18 protein-coding genes are annotated in these 20745 nt (G+C 67.6%); 9 read left to right on the top strand and 9 right to left on the bottom strand.

Going from position 1 to position 20745, the window contains the following annotated elements; translation table 11 throughout:
* Window positions 1–326: 326 nt before the first annotated feature.
* The 4 genes from RUU78_RS22055 to RUU78_RS22040 all read right to left on the bottom strand — a co-directional run bounded on the left by RUU78_RS22055 (window position 327) and on the right by RUU78_RS22040 (window position 5558).
* A complete protein-coding gene (locus RUU78_RS22055; RefSeq protein ID WP_313919909.1) occupies window positions 327–992 on the bottom strand; it encodes a DUF2959 family protein in 666 nt (221 codons plus the stop codon).
* 38 nt (window positions 993–1030) lie between these two features.
* A complete protein-coding gene (locus RUU78_RS22050; protein ID WP_313919907.1) occupies window positions 1031–3568 on the bottom strand; it encodes a prolyl oligopeptidase family serine peptidase in 2538 nt (845 codons plus the stop codon).
* A gap of 93 nt (window positions 3569–3661) precedes the next feature.
* The gene (locus RUU78_RS22045; protein ID WP_313919905.1) at window positions 3662–4768 is read right to left on the bottom strand and encodes a GGDEF domain-containing protein; all 1107 of its coding nucleotides are present in this window, start codon (window positions 4766–4768) and stop codon (window positions 3662–3664) included.
* 64 nt (window positions 4769–4832) lie between these two features.
* Entirely contained in the window at window positions 4833–5558 is a 726-nt protein-coding gene (locus tag RUU78_RS22040) for an alpha/beta hydrolase (protein WP_313919904.1), read from the bottom strand.
* A 341-nt stretch (window positions 5559–5899) separates the two neighbouring features.
* Between RUU78_RS22040 and RUU78_RS22035 the strand changes: the two genes are divergently transcribed.
* The 4 genes from RUU78_RS22035 to RUU78_RS22020 are packed head-to-tail and all read left to right on the top strand — an operon-like array spanning window position 5900 to window position 9675.
* Complete coding sequence (locus tag RUU78_RS22035) at window positions 5900–6583, top strand: TetR/AcrR family transcriptional regulator (RefSeq protein ID WP_313919903.1); 684 nt, start codon at window positions 5900–5902, stop codon at window positions 6581–6583.
* Complete coding sequence (locus RUU78_RS22030; RefSeq protein WP_313919902.1) at window positions 6573–7607, top strand: biotin/lipoyl-binding protein; 1035 nt, start codon at window positions 6573–6575, stop codon at window positions 7605–7607. The genes RUU78_RS22035 and RUU78_RS22030 overlap by 11 nt, the downstream gene beginning before the upstream one ends.
* A gap of 14 nt (window positions 7608–7621) precedes the next feature.
* A complete protein-coding gene (locus tag RUU78_RS22025) occupies window positions 7622–8584 on the top strand; it encodes an ABC transporter ATP-binding protein (RefSeq protein WP_313919921.1) in 963 nt (320 codons plus the stop codon).
* Window positions 8581–9675, top strand: coding sequence for an ABC transporter permease (locus tag RUU78_RS22020; protein WP_313919901.1), 1095 nt, complete (start codon window positions 8581–8583; stop codon window positions 9673–9675). The genes RUU78_RS22025 and RUU78_RS22020 overlap by 4 nt, the downstream gene beginning before the upstream one ends.
* Window positions 9676–9722: 47 nt before the next feature.
* On the opposite strand, the gene blaOXA is transcribed toward RUU78_RS22020, so the two are convergent.
* On the bottom strand, window positions 9723–10553 hold the full coding sequence (gene blaOXA, locus RUU78_RS22015) for a class D beta-lactamase (protein WP_313919899.1): 831 nt from the start codon (window positions 10551–10553) through the stop codon (window positions 9723–9725).
* Between the two features lie 159 nt (window positions 10554–10712).
* Here blaOXA and RUU78_RS22010 point away from each other — a divergent pair, with 159 nt between their 5' ends.
* The 5 genes from RUU78_RS22010 (at window position 10713) to RUU78_RS21990 (ending at window position 16814) form a co-directional block, all read left to right on the top strand.
* The gene (locus tag RUU78_RS22010; RefSeq protein WP_313919897.1) at window positions 10713–13493 is read left to right on the top strand and encodes a molybdopterin oxidoreductase family protein; all 2781 of its coding nucleotides are present in this window, start codon (window positions 10713–10715) and stop codon (window positions 13491–13493) included.
* Window positions 13490–14299: a 4Fe-4S dicluster domain-containing protein gene (locus RUU78_RS22005; protein WP_313919895.1), complete on the top strand. Its 810-nt coding sequence runs from the start codon at window positions 13490–13492 to the stop codon at window positions 14297–14299. Before RUU78_RS22010 ends, RUU78_RS22005 begins: the two co-directional genes overlap by 4 nt.
* 293 nt (window positions 14300–14592) lie before the next feature.
* Window positions 14593–14919, top strand: coding sequence for a YbjQ family protein (locus RUU78_RS22000; RefSeq protein ID WP_313919893.1), 327 nt, complete (start codon window positions 14593–14595; stop codon window positions 14917–14919).
* Window positions 14920–14929: 10 nt separating this feature from the next.
* Entirely contained in the window at window positions 14930–15913 is a 984-nt protein-coding gene (locus RUU78_RS21995; RefSeq protein WP_313919892.1) for a DmsC/YnfH family molybdoenzyme membrane anchor subunit, read from the top strand.
* 154 nt (window positions 15914–16067) lie between these two features.
* Window positions 16068–16814 (top strand): DUF481 domain-containing protein, encoded by a 747-nt coding sequence (locus RUU78_RS21990; protein ID WP_313919890.1) that lies wholly within the window; start codon window positions 16068–16070, stop codon window positions 16812–16814.
* Between the two features lie 68 nt (window positions 16815–16882).
* Here the strand turns inward: RUU78_RS21990 and hemC are convergent, their stop codons facing one another.
* The 4 genes from hemC to RUU78_RS21970 form a co-directional block, all read right to left on the bottom strand.
* Window positions 16883–17794, bottom strand: a complete 912-nt coding sequence (hemC, locus tag RUU78_RS21985; RefSeq protein ID WP_313919888.1) for a hydroxymethylbilane synthase — start codon at window positions 17792–17794, stop codon at window positions 16883–16885.
* A gap of 168 nt (window positions 17795–17962) precedes the next feature.
* On the bottom strand, window positions 17963–18694 hold the full coding sequence (locus RUU78_RS21980) for a LytTR family DNA-binding domain-containing protein (RefSeq protein WP_313919887.1): 732 nt from the start codon (window positions 18692–18694) through the stop codon (window positions 17963–17965).
* A 99-nt stretch (window positions 18695–18793) separates the two neighbouring features.
* Window positions 18794–19864, bottom strand: coding sequence for a sensor histidine kinase (locus tag RUU78_RS21975; RefSeq protein ID WP_313919885.1), 1071 nt, complete (start codon window positions 19862–19864; stop codon window positions 18794–18796).
* Window positions 19865–19899: 35 nt separating this feature from the next.
* Window positions 19900–20565 (bottom strand): alpha/beta hydrolase, encoded by a 666-nt coding sequence (locus RUU78_RS21970; protein ID WP_313919883.1) that lies wholly within the window; start codon window positions 20563–20565, stop codon window positions 19900–19902.
* Between the last annotated feature and the right edge of the window lie 180 nt (window positions 20566–20745).

Genomic DNA, 20745 nt, shown 5'->3' with positions numbered 1-20745 from the left:
GCCAGAGCAACAAGCGGCCAGTCTCGCTTACGTCGACCAGCAGACGGCAGACTCGTTTCGGCACGCTCGTGTCACCGGGTTGGGAGATTCACCCTGTCACGGCGTCTTCCGATACGCACCGACCCGGCTACGACGGTCTGAACCGTCACCAATTCCCTCGTGGGCAGTCCGCGACGTACTGCACCGAACTCAACACCCTCAAGGCGGCTCCGCTGCTTGCCTATATCCCTAGGGCGGTGACGAGTCGCAACCAGAGCGACAGGAATTGGCCGGTCCCGGCGCCGTGCAACGCTCCGCCACGCATTTGATCGGGAACGAACAAGGAACTATCGATCCTCGACGCGAAACTCCTTGAGAAACCGATCCGCCTCCGCCGTCGCGCGCTGCACGTCGCGCTGCAGCCCGACGGCATCGGCCTGCAGGCGCGGCAGTTCATCCTTGATCGCGCCGATCGCCGCGGCGTTGAGGTTGTGCTTGAGGTACAGCACCTGGTCGCCTAGCAGTTTCAGCGCCGGCTTGAAGCTCGCTTCGGCGCGGCGCATGGCCTGATCGACCGTGCGATAGCGGCTGCGCGTGCGATCGAGCTGGGCCTTGGATTTCGCGCGCAGCGTTGCATCGCCGTACTGGGCAAGCTCGCCTTCCCATTCCTTGAACAACGCATCGGCCACCGATTCCACCGCAGCGATGCGTTCGCCAAAGGCCTGCGCCCGTGCAGCCGCTTCGTCATGGCTGGCCTTGAGCTTCAGATAAACGGCCTCGAGCTCGCCGGCCTCCACGCTGACGACCGCGCGGAACGCGGTCAGCGCGTCGACATAGGCCTGCTCCGCCTCGCCCTGCGAGCCGCGCGCGGCTTCGACGCGGTCGAGCAGCACGTCGCGCTTGGCGATGCCGATCTTCTCCAGCGCGCCGAAGTAGGCGCTCTGGCAGGCGCTGAGGCACAGCACCAGCAACGCCGGCAGCAGCCGGGCCGCAATGCGTCGAAATTCCGTCATCGGGCCGGGCTCCACGGGTAGTCAGCTGTCATTCTGCCTCATGGCGGCGATTTCGCCGCCGCGCTGCCGGCCTCGGCCGCAGGGTTCAGGCATTCACGCAAGAATGCATCGCCAGCCGCATGCATCGCGAGCCGGTCGTACGTACGCGACAGACTGTGGTCGGCACCAGGCAGCGGCAGCCAGGCAGGCGCGCGCCCGGCCGATACCAGCAGCGTGCGCAGGCGCCAGGCGTGTTCGAACACGACGCGCGCGTCATCGGTGCCGTGGATCAGCAGTATCGGTTGCTTGAGGCGCTCGTACTGATAGGCAGGCGAGTATTCACGCAACTGAGCCATCGACGTCTGCGGATCACCGACGATCCGGCGCATACGCGCGACCGATTCGGGTATGCGACTCCAGTCGCTGGAACTGAACAGCAACGGCAGGTCGGTCACAGCAGCGACAGCAACGCCACAACGGTATTTGTCCGGTTCGCGGATCAATCCCATCAGCGTGGAATAGCCGCCATAGCTGGAGCCCCACAGCGCGACCCTCGATCGGTCAAGAGGAAACTCGGCGAGCGCATGATCCACCGCCATATCGACGTCGTCCTCGATTTCGCGTCCCCACTGACCTTCGCCAGCGCGCGCGAAGGCGCGGCCTGCGCCGCCGGAGCCGCGGTAGTTGACGCGCAGCACCGCGAATCCGCTGTTGGCCAGCATCTGTACGGTCGCGTCGAACTCGCGTCGGTCGCTGACCGCGATAGGACCGCCATGCGGCATGACGACGAGCGGCGCCGGATCGCGCGTGCCGACCGGCAAGGTCAGGAACGCGTCGATGGCAAGGCCGTCACGCGCCGTGACCGTGAAGTTTTTCGACACGGCCAACGTGGCTTTGCTGAGCGGGTCGAACACGTCTACGAGCTTCTCGAGCTGTCGCTTGTCGTGATCGTAGAGATAGAAAGTGCCGCGCTCGCCTTCGGACTGCACCAGGACCACGAGACGCTTGCCATCACGACTGTCATCGACGAGGAACAGGTCCGCGCCAGGAAACGATTTTCCGATCGCACGGAGCTGACTATCGTCTTCGCCGGCGAGGAATCGCGTCTGCAGCGATCCGTTGCGATAGAACTGCGCGCCGATGACACGACGGTCACGCCGGCGCAACACGCCATCGACGAAATCGGCACCCGGCTCAGCAAGCAGGGTCGGGCCGATCGCGCCGTCGGCCAGACTGACCGTGGCCAGTTCAGTCTGATCGCGCGCATGATCGGTCAGCACGACGAGCTGACGGGCATCGGGGGTCAACTGCAGTGGCTTGAAGGTGATGTTCTGCGGCAGTGCCGGGTGGATCGTCCACTTGCCGTCGTCTCCGCGCACGGCCAGCGAGCGGGCACCGTCTTCACCGGCGACGAGCGCCGCGCGCAGCACGCCGCGTTTATCGGCAAAAAAATCCAGTGCTTTGTCGATGCCCTTGTCGAGCTGCTGCGCGCTGCGGAAATTCGCGATGTCGAAGCGGCGTGCGTTCTCGTCGAGCGCGTAGACGTGAAACTCTCCCGTACTGTCGCCACGCACGATGAGCCCTCGCGTCGCGTCGTCGGACAGCGGATTGGCGACCCAGACCGCCCCGGGCAACCAGAGCCGGGTCAGGTTCTTCGCATCCAGCGGACCGAAACCGAAGCGCACGAGCTCCAGACCGTGCCCGAGGTTGAGCGGAATCGTCGCGCGCTTTCCTTTGGCGCGCGCGATGACCTTGGCCGTATCCACCAGGGCGCCGATATAGAGCGCACGCTCGCTGGCCCAGGCCAGCTGATCGATGGTGCCGGGAACCCCGCTGACGGCGAGCATTTCGCCGGTGGCCAGATCGACGACCATCGCCACTTCGAGATCGTCACGCCGTTCCTTGTAAGCGAGCAGCGCACCGTCGGGGCTGATTGACGGCCACATCGCCCGCGGCAGCGCATAGATTTCATTGAACACGCCGACGAACGCTTCGCTGACGGATCGTGTGCGCCATCGCGTCGCGTCCGCCTCGCTCGAAGCCTGCAGTGCGGACGAAATCCCTGGGGTCAGGCGGGGCGCGGCAAATTCGATGAACGGGTCGGGCGACGGCAGATCGTTGCGCCACTCGTACTTGTCGCGCAGTCCCTTGTGGCTTTGGTCGAGCCCCATCAGAGCTTGCAGGCCGCGATTGGAGCGGTGATAGCGCACCGTGCGCAGTCCGCTGGCCTCTACGGCGAAATCGCCGGGATAGTTGAGCTTTCCGGCAACGACGGTGAATTCGAACTGCGCGTCGCGCGGTATCTTGTGATAGCCATCGACACGCGTGAGCATCGACCAGCGGTAGTTGCCTGCTTTCGCACGGACGACGCGCAGGTTGCGTCCGCTGCCGAGATTCTTGACGACATCGTCGCCGAGCAACCCGGGGCCGTCGAGGCGGATCGACGAAATGGAAGCGCTGTTGTCGACGATGACGACGAGCCAGCCTTCGCCATCACCCAGCGGCTTGTCCGTATCGAGCGCGTACGCGGCCGGCACGCTCAGCAGCAGTGTCAGACACAGCGTGGCCAGTTGCCGCTTCCAGCTTGTCTTCGCCATCGATCACCCCTTGAATGCCGCGGCAGGATAGCGGCCCGGTCGATACCACGCTAAACGGTCGCGTACGTGATCAATCTCTCAGCAGCGACTGGCTCACGCCGTCGCGACGACCTGGTTGCGCCCCTTGTCCTTGGCCTTGTACAGGCACTGGTCGGCGGCCTTGAGCACCTCGTCCACGCCGCGCCGCGCCGGGCTGCGCGGGGCCACGCCGATGCTGGCCGTCACCTGCACCGCAGGCTGTCGCTTTGGCGCTGCGCTCTTGCCGGCGCTCTTGCCGGCGCTTTTCGCAGCGCCCTTGGCCGGGGCAGGCTTGCGTGGCAGATCGACCTTGAGCGCCTCGATCGAGGCGCGCGCGTCCTCGCACGCGGCCTGGGCCAGTTCGGGCCGGCGGAACAGCAGGCAGAACTCCTCGCCGCCGAAGCGGAACGCCTGCGCGGCGCGCGTCTGCGCGAGGCTGCGCGCAACCGCGATCAGCACCCGATCGCCGGCGTCGTGGCCATGCTTGTCGTTGAACTGCTTGAAGTGATCGACGTCGACCATGGCCAAAGCGTAGTCGCCCGACAGGCGCGCCAGGGTTTCGTCCAGCGCACGGCGGTTCGGCAGGCCGGTCAGCGCATCGAGGAAGGCCAGGCGCCAGGAGGAATAGACCACGCCCAGACCCATGACCGCCGCGCCGGCCAGCAGCCAGCCGTGGAGGCCGATTCCGGCGAGCTGCAGCCAGCCGCCGGCGCTGAGCAGCAGTGCGGACGCGATCGCCGCATCGAGCGGCCGGCGCCAGTACACCCAATGGCCGGCCGCGATCGCGACCGCGAGCAGATTCAGCACCAAGGCAGTGCGTCCCGGCCGCCAGGCCAGCCAGCCCAGCGGCAAGGCCTGTTCGAATGCGCTCCAGACATGCGCCGGCGCGATCGCCGTGAGCCAGACCGCCAGCGCCAGCACCAGCGCAAACGCGAGCATGCGGCGCGAACGCAGCGGCGGCTCGGGCAGCAGCAGCGCCAGCAACCAGCACCAGGGCAGGAACAGCGTCACCGCCGACGCGCCGCGGTCTGCGAGAACGCCGCTGCCGGGCGGCAGCGACAGCACGCCGACGGCGAGCGACGTCGCCGCGAGCAGCTGCGCGGCGCGATGACGGCGGAACGCGAGCGCCAGCGCGAACGCCAGGGCGCAGAAAGCGGCGGCGAGGTAGGACGGCGTAGTCATAGGGCGAAGGCTGGTGGAAGCGTCGAGCTTGGCAGATCACCGTGACGACGGGAATCCGCCGCGCTCAATCGCCAGGCAGCGACCCCAGGAAGCGCGCTATCGCCTCGACCGCGGCGTGCGGCGCAGCCTGCAGCAGGAAATGCGGTGCCTCGATACGCACGCGGACCAGGTCGGCACGCTGCGCCTCGATGCAGCGGGCAGCGTAGGCTGGAATCACGCGATCGGCCGTCGCCTGCAGGTACAGCACGGGACACGCGAGCGAGCGCAATTCGTGGCGCCAATCCACCAGCAGCGCCGCGCGCAGGCGCGCGCGCAGCACGTTGGCCGGCACCTGGCGCAACGCCGCGTCGAGCCGCGACGACCAGCGCGGCGTCGCCCAGCGGCCGAGCAGCAGCGCGTCGGACAGACGCCGCGGCACGCCGTGCACCGGCAGCCAGTGGGTCAGGGGCGCGAGCCGGCGCAGCCACGGCAGAGGACTCACGGCGAACGAAGCACTCAGGACGAGCGCGCGCGGCGGCACCGCGGCGCGCGCCGCCAACGCGATGCCGAGCGGCCCGGCGAACGATTCGGCGACCACGACGCTGTCGCGATCGATCTGCGCCTGCGCCGCGAGTTCCGAACACAGGGCTTCGTAATCGCGCGGACGGTCGACGGGATAGCGCAGGATCTCGACCGGTCCGAGCGGAGCGAGCCTGTCGGCGAAATCGCGCAACAGCTCGCCGGTGCCGTCCAGGCCCGGCAATAGCAGGAAACGCGGCAAGCAGACCTCGGCCAGTGGTGTCGGCCCCATTCTCGCCGCACCTTGCACACGGCGGAACGCGGCACCTTGCCGCAGCAGCAGTTGGCCGGAAAAGGCGATCGCTGCGATTCAAAGCGACCGGGCGAGCCATGCTTGCGCCGGCGCGGCGACGAGACCGAGGACCAACGAACAGAGCGAAGCCGCTGTCGGCGATGCGATCGTTTCCCAGCGCGTGTCCACAAGGTCTACGCGCATGGTTGGCGCGAGCGCATGGTTTTTCAGGAGTCTGGTCCAAGCGCGCAACCCGACTCCCGACTCCCGACTCCCGACTCCCGACTTTCAAAGTCTGCCCGACTTGATATTTAAATTGATCATCAATTAAATTACGCATCATGCCAAAGACGCCCACCCCACCCATCGCCGCGCCGCGCCGTCGCGGCCGCCCGGCCGCCAGCACCGGCCCGGGCCTCGACAACGACGCCCGCGCCCTTCTCCTCGACGTGGCCCTGCGCCTGTTCGCCGAGCAGGGCATCGCGGCGACACCGTTGACGCTGATTGCGCGCAAGGCGAAGGTCACGCCCGCGCTGCTCCACTACTACTTCGGCAGCAAGGACAAACTCGTCGACGCGATCGTCGACGAACGCCTGCAGCCGCTGTCCGCAGTGCTGGGCCAGCGCCTCGCCGGCAACGACCGCGGCCTGCGCGGCGCGGTCGAGGACTTCGTTGGCACGATGCTCGAACTGCTGTCGGCCAATCCGTGGTTCCCCCAGTTGTGGCTGCGCGAAGTGCTCAACGAAAGCGGCCTGTTGCGCAGGCGCCTGATCGAGCGTGTCGCGCCGGTCGTGGCCCACCGCGTGCGCGAGGTGGTGCAGCAGGCGCAGCACCAGGGACAGATCAATCCCGACATCGATCCGCGCCTGCTGATGGTGTCGCTGATCGGGCTGACCGTGTTTCCGCTCGCCGCGCAGCCGATCTGGCGCGCGATCTACCCCTGCGATGACATCACCACCGACGTGCTGCGCCGGCATGTGCTGGCGCTCGTGCTGCGCGGCCTGGAGCTTCCCGATGCGCCCTGATTTCCTGCGGCCCTTCCCGAACCGGAACGGCACCCTGTCCACGTTTCGTCGGTTGGCTGTTTTGCTGGTTTTTCCGCTCGCGACCTCGTGCAGCCGCGACGCGCTGCCGCCTCCGCTGCTCGGCACGCTCGAATGGGACCGCATCGCGGTACAGGCCGAAGCGGCCGAACCGGTGATCGGCATTGCGGTCCACGAAGGCGACACGGTGAGCGCCGGCCAGCTGCTGCTGCAGCTCGATCCGCGCCGCACGCAGGCGCAGCTCGCCCAGGCAGAAGCCGAACTGCGCCGTGCCCGCGCCGCCCAGTCGGAACTCCAGCACGGCACACGCAGCGAGACCCTCGCCGCAGCGCGTGCCGATCTCGCCCGCGTCGAGGCCACCCGCATTGATGCGCAGCGCGAGCGCGAACGCGCCGCGGAACTGCGTCGCAAGGGTCTCGTCGCGCAGGCCGAGCTGGACCGCCGCGACACCGCGCTGAAGTCCACGCGCGCTGAGGTCACAGCGAGCCAGGCGCGCGTGCTCGAACTCAGCAACGGCACGCGGCCCGAGCAGCTCGACCAGGCCGACGCGGCCGTCGACGCAGCCCAGGCGCGCGTCAACGAGCTGCGTATCAACCTGGAACGCCTGGAGGTGCGCGCGCCGCAGGCCGGCCGCGTCGATGCGCTGCCGTACAAGCTCGGCGACCAGCCGGCGCGTGGCGCCGGCGTGGTCTCGCTGCTCATCGGCGACCGGCCCTATGCGCGCCTGTTCGTACCGGCGCCGCGCCGCGCCGCACTGCAGCCGGGCCAGATGCTGCGCGTGCGCATTTCCGGCGTTGCGCAGGCCTATTCCGCACGCGTGCGCGCCGTGCGCAGCGAAGCGGCATTCACGCCCTACTACGCCCTCAGCGGCGACGACGCCAACCGACTGAGCTTTCGCGCCGAAGCGCTGCTGCAGCTGTGCGCGGCAGACGATTGCGCGAACGCACCTCAGCCATCCGACCTGCCCGCCGGCCTGCCGCTGACCGCCGAGGCCGAAGCGCCATGAACGCGGAAGCGGCGATCCAGGCGCGCGGACTCACGCGCCGCTTTGGCGATCTCGTTGCCGTCGACAACGTCGACCTCACGGTCGCGCGATCGCAGGTCTACGGCTTTCTCGGTCCCAACGGGTCGGGCAAGTCGACCACGATCCGCATGCTATGCGGCCTGCTGTCGCCGAGTGCGGGTGACATCCAGGTGCTTGGCCTGCAGATACCGCAGCAGGCCGAACAGCTCAAGCGCCGCATCGGCTACATGACGCAGAAGTTCTCGCTGTACGAAGATCTCACCGTGCTGGAGAACCTCGAATTCCTCGCCGCCGTGCAGGACATCCCGCGTGCGCAGGCACGTACGCGCATCGATGACCTGCTGACGCGCTACTGGCTCAACGACCGGCGCAAGCAGCTCGCCGGCACGATGTCGGGCGGGCAGAAGCAGCGCCTCGCGCTGGCCGGCGCGGTGCTGCACCAACCGGAACTGCTGTTCCTCGACGAACCGACCAGCGCGGTCGATCCGCAGTCGCGCCGCGAATTCTGGGATTCGCTGTTCGAACTCGCCGACGCCGGCACCACCATCCTCGTCTCGACGCACTACATGGACGAAGCCGAGCGCTGCCATCGCCTGGCGATCCTCGACCAGGGCCGCCTCGTCGCCGACGGCGCACCGCGCGAACTCTGCGCCGCGCTGCCCTATGTGGTATGGCTCGTCGATTGCGCCGCACCGCGTCGTGCGCAACGGGCGCTGCAGCAGCAAGCCGGCATCGTCGCGCTGGCCCAGATCGGCGCCGAGCTGCGCGTGCTCGCCGCGAGCACGGCCTGGGACAGCGACAGCCTCGCGCAGCACCTGCGCGCGGCGGGTGTCGACGCGCAGGTGCGCCGCGGCGAGCCCAATCTCGAAGACGTCTTCGTCGCCGCGACGCGCAAGCCCGCGAGCGTCGCGGCGGGGACATCCGCAACAGGAGCAGGCGCAACAGGAGCAGCCGCATGAGCCTGCGCCGGCTGTTCTCCATCGTGCTCAAGGAGCTGCGCCAGCTGCGCCGCGACCGCCTCACCTTCGCCATGATCGTCGGCATACCGACCATGCAGCTGCTGTTGTTCGGCTTCGCAATCAATCTCGATATCCGCCACCTCGACGCGGCCGTGCTCGACCAGGCCAATACCGCGCGTTCGCGCGAACTCGTGGCCGAACTCGCCGCGTCGCAAGTCATCACGCTGCGCCATGCGCTGTCCGCGCCGCAGCAGCTCGACGATCTGATGCGCGAAGGCCGCGTCGGCGTGGTCATCGTGATCCCGGCGGATTTCGAGAACCGCCTCGAGCGCGGCGATCGTCCGGCGGTGCAGCTCGTCGTCGACGGCTCCGACCAGGTCGTGCAACAGGCCGCGCGCCAGCTCGCCGCCTATCCGCTCGCGCGCCTGCGCGGCAGCGAAACGGGCCTGATAGCGGGAATGGAAGTCGTGAACTTCTACAACCCGGAGCGCCGCGCGCCGGTCAACACCGTGCCCGGGCTCGTCGGCGTGATCCTGACGATGACGATGGTCATGTTCACGGCGATGGCGCTCGTTCGCGAACGCGAACGCGGCAACCTCGAAATGCTCATCGCCACGCCCGTATCGCCATGGGAACTCACGCTCGGCAAGGTGCTGCCCTTCGTTGGGATCGGACTCGTCCAGGTCACGCTCGTGCTCGCGCTCGGCAAGCTGATCTTCGACGTGCCGGTGCGCGGCAGCCTGCTGGAGATCTATCTGGCCGCGCTGCTGTTCATCATCGCCAGTCTCGCGCTGGGCGTATTCCTGTCCACGCTCGCGCGCAGCCAGTTCCAGGCCATGCAGCTCGCGTTCTTCACCTTTCTGCCGCAGATCCTGCTGTCGGGCTTCATGTTTCCCTATGCCGGCATGCCGCGCGCCGCGCAGTGGCTCGCCGAGATCCTGCCGATGACGCACTTCCTGCGCCTGATCCGCGGCATCGCGCTGCGCGGCGCGACCCTCGCCGACCTGTGGATCGAGATGGTTGCGCTGGCCGTGTTCAGCGCCGTGATGCTCGGCATCGCGGTGACGCGCGTGAGCAAGCGGCTGGATTGAGGCACCGGTTCGTCGCGCAGACCGGCGGCGCCCGAGTGACGGTTTCCCTATTTTGCGAGCGCAGCGGATTTTTCTAGCGCACCGGCGCGTTCGAGAATCACGCGCGCCAGAATCGCGCGCTTGGCTGCGTCAGCGGCGTTGGGCATGTCGATGTTCAACGCGAAGAACCAGCGCCGCGCATCGCGCTCGACCCAGCCCACGTACCAGCCGAGGTCGGCTTCGCCCTCGACCTGCTTCCAGCCGGTCTTGGCGTGCAGCACATAGCCGTCGCCCTGCTCCGCGATCGTGATGCGCCGGACGAGGTCCTGGCTTCGCGCGGAGAACGGCAGCGTGCCGTCGGCGAGGCGACGCAGGAAAGCGATCTGCTCGACCGCGCTGATGCGCAGTCCACCCTTGCCCAGCCAGAACCGGTCGATGCCGCCGCTGATGTCGCGGTTGCCGTAGCCCACCTTGTCGATCCAGGCCTGCATGCGCTGCTGTCCGATACGTCGCGCGATCTCCTGGTAGAACCAGACCACGGAGTACTTCATGCCGCTGGCCAGATCGTGATCGCGATTCCAGTCCGCGACCCAGCGCTCCGTGCCGTCCCATTTCAGCGTGACGTGTTCGTCGGCAATGACGCCGGTCTCCAACGCGGTCAGCGCGTTGAAGATCTTGAACGTCGATGCCGGCGCGAAGGCAGTCTCGGCGCGCCGACGGTCCAGCACGTGATAGCGCTGCGCCTTCTCGTCGTAGACCAGCATCGTGCCGCTGACGGACTGGGCCTTGAACTCGTCCGCCCACTCCGGATGCAGCTCCCAGCTTTCGCCCGCGTGCACGCCGGGCGCGGACAGCGCCAGCAGCAGCACGACCAGACTCAGGCGATACCAGTGCGTCATGGCGGTTTTCCTCGCAGAAAGATGCCGCGCAGGCTAGGCGCCGGTTATGGCGAAACGCGGGCGCCGGCATGGCATAACCGGGTCGCACTGCGCATTTGCGTGACGGCTCCGCTACCATTCGCGCCCTGCACTGCCGCATTGCCTGCCGCTGACCGTCGAATGACTCATGCCAGCCTGAAACTGCACGAACCGGTCGGCGACGACGTCAAGACGACGACGTGCTACATGTGCGCGTGCCGATGCGGCATCAAAGTGCACCTCAAGGACGGCAAGGTCCGCTACATCCAGGGCAACCCGGATCATCCGGTCAACCGCGGCGTGATCTGTGCCAAGGGCTCCGCCGGCATCATGCAGCACTACTCGCCAGCGCGGCTCACGAAGCCGCTGCTGCGCGTCGGCGAACGCGGCAAGGGCGAGTTCAAGGAAATCGAGTGGGACGAGGCGCTGGCGCTTGCCACGCGCTGGCTGGGCGAGATCCGCCGGCGCAATCCGGATGAACTCGCGTTCTTCACCGGCCGCGACCAGTCGCAGGCACTGACCGGCTGGTGGGCGCAGCAGTTCGGCACGATCAACTACGCGGCGCACGGCGGTTTCTGCTCGGTCAACATGGCCGCGGCCGGCATGTATACCTTCGGCGGCTCGTTCTGGGAATTCGGCGAGCCGGACTGGGAACACACGCGCTATCTCATGATGTTCGGCGTGGCCGAAGACCATGACTCGAATCCGATCAAGCTCGGCCTCGGCAAGCTCAAGCAGCGCGGCGCCAAGCTGCTCGCGATCAATCCCGTGCGCACCGGCTACGCCGCGATCGCCGACGAGTGGCTCGGCATACGCCCGGGCACCGACGGCCTGTTCGTCGGCGCGCTGATCCAGGAGCTGCTGCGCAACGACTGGATCGATTTCGACTATCTGGTGCGCTATACCAACGCGCACCATCTCGTCGTACGCCATCCCGGCGGCGCCGACGACGGCCTGATCGCGCGCGACGCCGACGGCAAGCCGCTGTGCCGGACGCGCGACGGTCAGACCGCGCAGGCCGATGCGATCGACATCGCGCCGGTCATCGTTGGCGAGTACACGCTGCCGGACGGACGCCGCGCCGTGCCCGCGTTCCAGCTGTTCGCCGAACGTTTTCTCGGCGCCGAGTATTCGCCCGAGCAGGCGGCCGCGCAGAGCGGCATCGACGCGGCGACGATCCGGCGCATCGCCAAGGAAATCGCCGACGCGGCCTTCCGCGAGGAAATCCGCCTCCCGGTGCGCTGGACCGACGCCTGGGGCCGCACCCACGACGAAATGATCGGCCGGCCGATCTCGCTGCACGCGATGCGCGGCATCTCGGCGCACAGCAACGGTTTCCACACCTGCAGGATGCTACATTCGTTGCAGATGATACTCGGCGCGATCGATACGCCCGGCAGCTTCCGCTACCAGCCGCCGTACCCCAAGGGCGTGCCGCCGGCCAATCGCCCGGGCAAGGCGCGCAAGCCCGACGGCACGCTGGATGCGGGCCCCCTGGGCTATGTGCATGCGCCGGAAGACCTGCTCGTCGATGCGCAGGGCAATCCGCGCCGCATCGACAAGGCGTTTTCCTGGCAGCATCCGCTCGCGGTGCACGGCATGCTGCAGAGCGTGATCGCCAACGCGGTCGCCGGCGATCCGCAGCGCATCGACACCTTGTTCCTGTTCATGGCCAACATGAGCTGGAATTCCGCCATGAACACGACCGGCACGCGGCGCATGCTGGTCGAGAAAGACGCGGACGGCGCGTACAAGATCCCGCGCATCATCTATGTCGATGCGTACGCGTCGGAAATGGTCGAATTCGCCGACCTCGTGCTGCCGGACACGACGTACCTCGAACGCCACGACTGCATCTCGCTGCTCGACCGCCCGATCTCCGACGCGGATTCCGCCAGCGATGCGATCCGCCATCCGATCGTCGCGCCCGACCGCGACGTGCGGCCGTTCCAGGACGTGCTGCTCGACCTCGGCACGCGCCTGGGCCTGCCGGGCTGCCTGCGCGAGGACGGTTCGGCGCGCTATCCGGGCGGCTTCGCCCAATACATGGTCGAGCACGAGCGCGCGCCCGGCGTCGGCCTGCTCGCCGGCTGGCGCGGCCGCGACGGCCTGCGTGAAGGCACCGGCGAACCGAATCCGCAGCAGCTCGAACGCTACAAGGAACACGGCGCGTTCTGGCATGCGGCCGTCCCCGTCGCGGGCCGCTACTACAAGATGGCCAATCGCGACTACCTCGAATGGGCGCGCGGCCTGGGCTTCGTCGGTTCCACGCACGCGCAGGTGATCGAGCTGTATTCGGAACGCCTGCAGCGCTTCCGCCTCGCCGCGCAGGGCCACGGCGCGGTGCAGCCGCCCGAGCGCGAGCGCGGTCGCGTCGCGCGCTATTTCGATCCGCTGCCGTTCTGGTACGCGCCGTTCGAATGGGAGCAGACCGATCTCGATCGCTATCCGATCGCGGCGATCACGCAGCGTCCGATGTTCATGTACCACTCCTGGGGTTCGCAGAACGCCTGGCTGCGCCAGATCACCGCGCGCAATTTCCTCTACATCCATCCGCAGACCGCGCAGGCGCTGGGGCTGCGCGACGACGACTGGGCCTGGGTCGAATCGCCGCACGGCCGCATCCGCGTGCCGGTGCGCTGCCACAACGGTACCGAGCCCGGCACGGTCTGGAGCTGGAACGCGATCGGCAAGAAGCGCGGCGCCTGGAAGCTCGCGGCGAACGCGCCGGAGTCGCAGCAGGGCTTCCTGCTCAACCACGTCATCACCGAACTGCTTCCGCCGCGCGAAGACGGCTATCGCTACGCCAACGCCGATCCGGTCACCGGCCAGGCTGCATGGTTCGACCTGCGCGTGCGCATCGAGAAGGCGACCGACGAGGTCGAGGTGCAGCCGCACCGGATCGAGGTCACGCGCGCATGACGATGCTGCCGCCGCCCACGACCAGGAAGCTCGGCCTCGTCATCGATCTGGACACCTGCGTCGGCTGCCATGCCTGCGCCGTGGCGTGCAAGGAATGGAACGAAGGCGGCCAGTTCGGCCCGCTGCCCGACGAGGATGCCTACGGCGCCGAACCGCTCGGCGTGTGGTTCAACCGCGTCCACAGCTTCGAAGTACAGGCGCCGCCGCCTGACGCGCGCGGCAACGGCCCCCTGCAGCAGTTGCTGAAGACCGGCTTCGCGCAGAACGCGCCGGCCATGACCGTGCATTTCCCGCGTTCCTGCCTGCATTGCGAGACGCCGGACTGCGTCACCGTCTGCCCGACCGGCGCGAGCTACAAGCGCGCCGAGGACGGCATCGTGCTGGTCGACGAGGACAAGTGCATCGGCTGCAAGCTGTGCTCCTGGGCCTGCCCCTACGGCGCGCGCGAGTACAGCGAACAGCGTGGGGTCATGCAGAAATGCACCTTGTGCGTCGACCGCATCTACAACGAGTCTTTCGCTGAAAGCGACCGCCAGCCGGCCTGCGTCATGGCTTGCCCGACGCGCGCGCGCCATTTCGGCGACCTCGGTGATGCGGATTCGGCCGTGTCGCGTCTCGTCGCGGAACGCGGTGGCGTCGCGCTCATGCCCGAACTCGGCTATGCGCCGGTGAACCGCTACCTGCCGCCGCGACCGCGGCGCAACGGGTGTGGTGCCGATGCGGCGCCCGCCGCGAGCGAAGAAATTCTCGATCGCGAGCAGCTGCCGCCGCTGCTGCGCTGGGTCGACAAGTTGCTGTCGCGCTGAATGTCCGCTGCAATGCCCACCGAGCCGAGACGCCGCTTCAAGCCCTCCCTTCAAGGGGGTGAAGGACGATGGCTGGAACCGAAGGTTCTCATCGTCCTGAACGCCCAACGGGCCGGAGGGATGGGTGGGGCTGGTGTTCGGCGATATGCGAAAAAGGCGAAGAAACGCTGTGCTTCTACGCGGGCGCAATTCTTCGCTACTGTGCCGGGCAACATCACGTCCACAGCAACACCATCCCCACCCAACCCTCCCCTTGAAGGGGAGGGCTTACTGGCTGCGCCGAGGAATTCCCAATGCTCCTGACTACCACATCCACCCTCGAAGGCCACCCGGTCCGCCAGTATCTCGGCCTCGTCAGCGGTGAAGCGATTCTCGGCGCGAACGTGTTCCGCGACTTCTTCGCCGGCATCCGCGACATCATCGGCGGCCGCTCGGGCAGCTACGAGAAGGTGCTGCGCAAAGCGAAAGAGGCCGCGATCGAGGACATGGCCGAGGCGGCCACGGAGCTGGGCGCGAACGCGGTCGTCGGCATCGATTTCGACTACGAGACCATCCAGATCAAGGAAGGCGGCGACATGCTCATGGTCACGGTGACCGGCACCGCCGTCGTCACGGGCTGATTCGCGATCCATGCATCCAGCGCTGTCGGTCATCTTCTTCACCACCGTGTCGGGCGCCGGCTACGGCCTGCTTGCCCTGCTCGGCGCCGGCATCGCGCTGGGCTGGTGGCCGCACGGCTTCTGGCCGACCGCAGCACCGCTGGCGATCGGCGCGCTGCTCGTCAGCCTCGGCCTGCTCGCCTCGACCGCGCACCTCGGCCAGCCGCTGCGCGCCTGGCGCGCCTTCAGCCAGTGGCGCAGTTCCTGGCTCTCGCGCGAAGGGGTGGCGTCGGTGCTCACCTATCTGCCCGTGCTCGCGCTCGGCGCCGGGCTGCTGACGCGAGCGGAAACGCCGCACTGGCCGCTGCCACTGCGCGTCGCCGGCGGGCTGCTCGTCCTGGGCGCGATCGCGACGGTGTTCTGCACCGCACGCATCTACTCGAGCCTGCGCACGATCCCGGCCTGGCACAACGCCTGGGTCGCACCGGCCTACCTGCTGTTCGCGGCATATGCAGGCGGTCTCTGGCTGTGGCTGCTGGGCGCACTGCAGCAGCGCGGCGACGCGATCGGGTGGAATCGCCTTGGCCTGCCGCCCTGGCTGCTCGTCGGCGTGGTGCTCTGCGCGATGCTCGCGACGCTGGTCAAACTTCTGTACTGGCGCCACATCGACACCGCGCCGCCACTGGCCAGCGCGGAGAGCGCGACGGGACTGGGCGGCTTCGGCAGCGTCAGCGCGTTCGAGCGGCCGCATACCGAGCAAAATTACATTACGAAAGAAATGGGATTTGTGGTCGCGCGGCGCCATTCGGCGCAGCTGCGCGCATTCAGTCTGGTCGCGGGGCTAGGACTTCCGCTGGTGTGCATCATCGCGGCAATCACCTGGCTGTCTCTTGCGCCGGCGCTGGCGCTGCTCGCGCTGCTGCTGGGCAGCCTGGGCATCTTCGCCGAGCGCTGGCTGTTCTTCGCCGAAGCGCGGCATGTTGTAAACCTTTATTACGGCGCGCAGCGAATCTAGCGGCATTCGGCGCAGAAGCGGCCCGCGCGGGCCGCGAGCAGCCCGTGGTTCAGACCGGATTCAATCCGTCGCCGTAGTATCCCGCGCTCGTTTGTGCGCGTTCCAGCTCGCGCCGGCGCCCCCCGATTTCTGCCATCTGACAAGGGTGAAACCCATGAAGAAACTCCTGCTTGCCGCCGTACTCGCTGCTCCGCTCGCTGCCTCCGCCGATGGAGGCTGGGCCGGTTCCGGCGAACTCGGTTTCGCCGCCTCGCGCGGCAATTCGAAGTCCGAAAACCTCAACGCCAAGATCAATTTCAGCAAGGAAGACGATGTCTGGAAGGACAACTTCTACCTGACCGCCCTGCGCGCCAAGGGCAACAGCACCAGCATCCAGACCATCGACGGCGTACCCACCGCCGTGACGCGCTACGACTACACCGCGAACCGCTACGAAGCGGGTGCCTCGGCCGGCTACAAGTTCGACGAACGCAGCTATATCGTCGGCGCGCTGCGCTACGAGAACGACGACTTCTCGCCGTTCAACTACCAGGCAGTGCTGTCGCTGGGCTATGGCTATACCGCGATCAAGAACGAACGCACCGAGCTGTCGTTCGAAATCGGTCCGGGCTACAAGCGCTTCGAACCCATCCTGACTCGCGAAACCGAATCCGACATCGTCGGCCGCGGCCTGATCGGCTTCAAGCACCGCTTCAACGAGAACACCGGCTTCGAGAACACCTTGCTGGTCGAAGCAGGCGCCGACAACACGTTCTATCAGAACGACGCAGGCCTCGTCGTCAACATGAACAAGACGCTCGCGCTCAAGCTCGGCTACCAGGTGCGCCACAACTCCGAGGTCTCGCCGGGCACGAAGAAGACCGATCAGCTGATGACCACAAACCTGGTCTACAACTTCTGATCTGCCGTAAGGTATAGAAAGAAAACGGGCCTTCTGGCCCGTTTTTTTTGCGCTCGCGCGAACGCAGATCAATGCCCCAGCATTTCGCCCGCGCCCTGGTCGAATAGCAGTTGCGCGACGTGCTCGCCGAGCTGCTGTCCCTCATCGAGCGTTCCCGTCGCCGACGCGCGCAGCAGGCGGCCGCTGGCGGCGTCGCCGACGAGGCCGGTGAGTTCCAGTCCGAGTTCGATCTCGCGGCAGTAGCCGGCGATCGGCACGCTGCAGTTGCCGTGCAGGCGCCGGTTCATGGCGCGCTCCGCACCGGTGCAGCGCGCGCTGTCGATGTCGTCGAGCGGCAGCAGCCACTGCAACGTGGCGCGGTCGCCGCTGCGGTATTCGATCGCGATCGCGCCCTGTGCGACGGCCGGAATCCAGTGCGGCGGTTCCAGGCGGCAGGCGATGCGCGGGGCAAGTCCAAGGCGCTCGAGGCCGGCGCAGGCGAGGATGATCGCGTCGTAGTGCCCGGTATCGAGTTTGCCCAGGCGCGTGCCCACATTGCCGCGCAAATCGGCCAGTTGGATGTCGGGACGCAGCGCGCGCAGCTGCGACTGGCGACGCAGCGACGACGTGCCGACGCGCGCGCCGCGCGGCAGCTCGGCGATGGTGCGGTAGTGGTTGCTGACCAGCGCATCGGCCGCGTCCGCGCGCTCGAGCACCGCACCCAGCGCGAAGGCGCTTTCGACCTCCATCGGCACATCCTTGAGCGAATGCACGGCGATGTCGGCGCGACCTTCGAGCATGGCGACTTCCAGCTCCTTGAGGAACAGCCCCTTACCGCCGATGGCTGACAGGGGCTGGTCGAGGATCTCGTCGCCGCGCGTGGTCATCGGGACAAGCTCCACGTGCAAGTCCGCGTGCGCGGCGCGCAGGCGCGCGGCGACATGTTCAGCCTGCCAGAGAGCCAGGGCGCTCTGGCGCGTGGCGATACGCAAAGATTTCATGGATGACCGGCCATCGCTGACGACGCGGCATCCTAGGCCATTGGCCGGGAATCGGGAATGGGGAATGGTTGAAGGCCGGGAATGGGGAATGGGGAATCGTAGAAGCCAAGGAGTGCGGGCGGCCCGCCCCGCGCTTTTACCGATTCCCGATTCCCCATTCCCGGCCTCCTAAAGGCTGCGCACGAGCTTTCTGAGCCCCGGCAAGTTGCGCCGGCTGACTTCCAGCACGTCCGCGCTGCCGTCGATCCGGACGAACACGCGCCCGTCGTTGCCGCGGGTCAGCCCGGCCATGCGCTCGCGCGCGACGAGGCAGTTGCGGTGGATGCGCACGAACTGGTCGCCGAACTCATCCTCGAGTCCCTTGAGCGCATCCTCGACCAGCACCTGCCCCTTGGAATGATGCACGACGACGTACTTGTCCTCGGCCTGCAGGTAAAGGATGTCCTGCACCGGCACGAGCACGAGATTGCCGCGCACGCGCGCGCAAATGTGGCTGCGCTGGCGGTGCGGCCCGAGCGTACCGGCGACCTTGTCGAGCTTGTTCGCGCCAAGCCGACCGGCACGCGCCAGCGCCTGTTCCAGCCGTTCGCGGCGCACGGGCTTGAGCACGTAGTCGACCGCATGCGCGTCGAACGCCTTGAGCGCGTACTCGTCGTAGGCGGTGCAGAAGATCACCGCTGGCGGGTCGGACAGCGCGCCGATCAGGCGCGCCGCGTCCAGACCGTCCAGACCGGGCATACGGATATCGAGCAGGCACACGTCGGGCCGCAGGCGGTCGGCCTGCTGCACGGCCTGCTCGCCGTTCTCCACGCTCGCGACCACTTCGCCGCCCGCATCGGCGACCAGCGCAGCGAGCCGCTCGCGCGCCAGCGGTTCGTCGTCGGCAATCAGTACACGCATATGACTACTCCATGTTTACCTTTTGCAGAAAAAGGAACCCGCACCTCTTTCCCGGTCGAACCAACAGCCTGCCAAGACTCATTCATACGGTACGCGCGCTCAGCGCGCGAGCGGAATGCGCAGTCGACATTCGAACGCGCCAGTCTGGTCCTCGGCCAGCAGCGCCGCGCGCTCGCCGTAGTGCAGCGCCAGCCGGCTGCGGATATTGTTGAGCGCCACCCCGTTGCCGGTGCCGCGCCGCGCCGCCGGCGGCGGGCACGGATTGCGCACGCGGATCTCGATCGTCACGCCGTCGTTGCTGCCGTCGACTTCGACCACACCGCCTTCGGGCAGCGGCTGGATGCCGTGGTAGACCGCGTTCTCCACCAGCGGCTGCAGCAGCAGCGACGGCAGTTCGAGTTCGCGCGGCAGGTCGTCGACGCGCCAATCGACGCGCAGGCGCTCGCCCAGGCGCAGCTGTTCGATGCGCAGGTAGCCGCGCGCGAGATCCAGTTCCTCGCCGAGCGTGCCGCGCGCGTCCTCTCGCCCGAGCGCGGCACGGAACAGATCGGCCAGATCTTCGACCGCCGCCTCGGCCTGTGCTGGCCGCGCGCGGATCAGGCTCGCGATGACGTTCATGCTGTTGAACAGGAAATGCGGGCGTATGCGTGCCTGCAGCGCCTCGAAGCGCGCGCGCTCCTCGGCGTGGACGCGCTCGCGCCAGTGCTCCTGCACGTAGAAGTAGCACAGCACGGCGCCGCCGATGAGGCCGCAGATCACGCTGTTGCGCAGCACGAAGCGCCACTGGTCCGCGGCGGCGTCGATGAAACCGAGGTTGAGGTTGCGGTCGATCGCGAATACGACCCAGCTCGCCGCCGCAGTGGTGACCAGCATCAGGCTGTACGCGGCGAACTCGCCCATCCACGGCGCCAGGCGCAGCAGCAGCGGCCGCGCCTTGCACAGCGAGACAGTCCAGACCACCGCCAGCCATTGCACGAACAGGCTGGCCGTGCCGAATGTCTGCCAGGACGGGATGCTTGCATCGCTGGCGGCCAGCACGACCACCAGCGCGACCAGCTCGCCGATCACGACCAGCGCGAACAGCACCGGCCAGCTGCAGAAGTTCGGCAGCCAATGGTGAGCGGGATCGATGACGGCGCTACGGGCCGGGGCGCGTTCGGGTATGGCCAACCTGCGCCCTCCCCGGCGCTGGACACTGCGCCGGATTATGCGCCGAGACGCTGCCCCAGCCACTGCCGCAGGTCGGCGATTTCCTCCGCGCTGACGCTATGCGCCATCGGATAGCTGTGCCAGTCGATGGGGTAGCCGAGGCCGCGCAGCAGATCGCGCGATCGCGTGCCGAGCAACTGCGGCACGACCGCGTCGTGGCTGCCGTGGGCCATGAAGATGGGCAGTTCCGCATTCGCCACGCTGCGTTCGGCCGCGGTGGTCTCGTGGATCGGCAGGTAGGTCGACAGCGCGACCACGCCGCCGAGGCGCTTGGCATGGCGTACGCCGCCGGCAAGCACGATGGCGCCGCCCTGGGAGAAGCCGGCGAGGATCACCCGCTCGGCCGGCACACCGCGGTCGTGTTCGCGCGCGATCAGCGCGTCGAGCTGGGCGACGGATTCGCGCACCCCGGTCTCGTCCTGGCGCGAGGCGATGTCACTGCCCTTGATGTCGTACCAGGCCCGCATGGCCGCACCGCCGTTGATCGTCACCGGGCGCACCGGCGCATGCGGGAACACGAAGCGCAGCGCCGGCCATTCGCGCGACACGAGCTCCGGGATGATCGGCGCGAAATCGTGTCCGTCGGCGCCCAGGCCATGCAGCCAGATGATGCTGTGGCGCGGCTTGGGCTTGGTCTCCAGTTCGACGGCGGGCAGGATCATGGGCGGCTCCGGCAAAAAGGATCATGGTGCCTGAGGTGCCGGGAATGGGGAATGGGGAATGGGGAATGGGGAATAGGGAATCGTAGAAGCAAGAGCGGGCGATTCCGCCTCCGCTCTAAGGAAGCTCTGAAGTGCGCCGTGGTAGGCGCAGCCCTCCAGCTGGAGAGTAGTCCAGCCCGG

Source organism: Tahibacter sp. (assembly GCF_032229445.1).
In the GTDB taxonomy this organism is placed as follows: domain Bacteria; phylum Pseudomonadota; class Gammaproteobacteria; order Xanthomonadales; family Rhodanobacteraceae; genus Tahibacter.
This window is presented reverse-complemented; position numbering and strand designations above follow the sequence as displayed.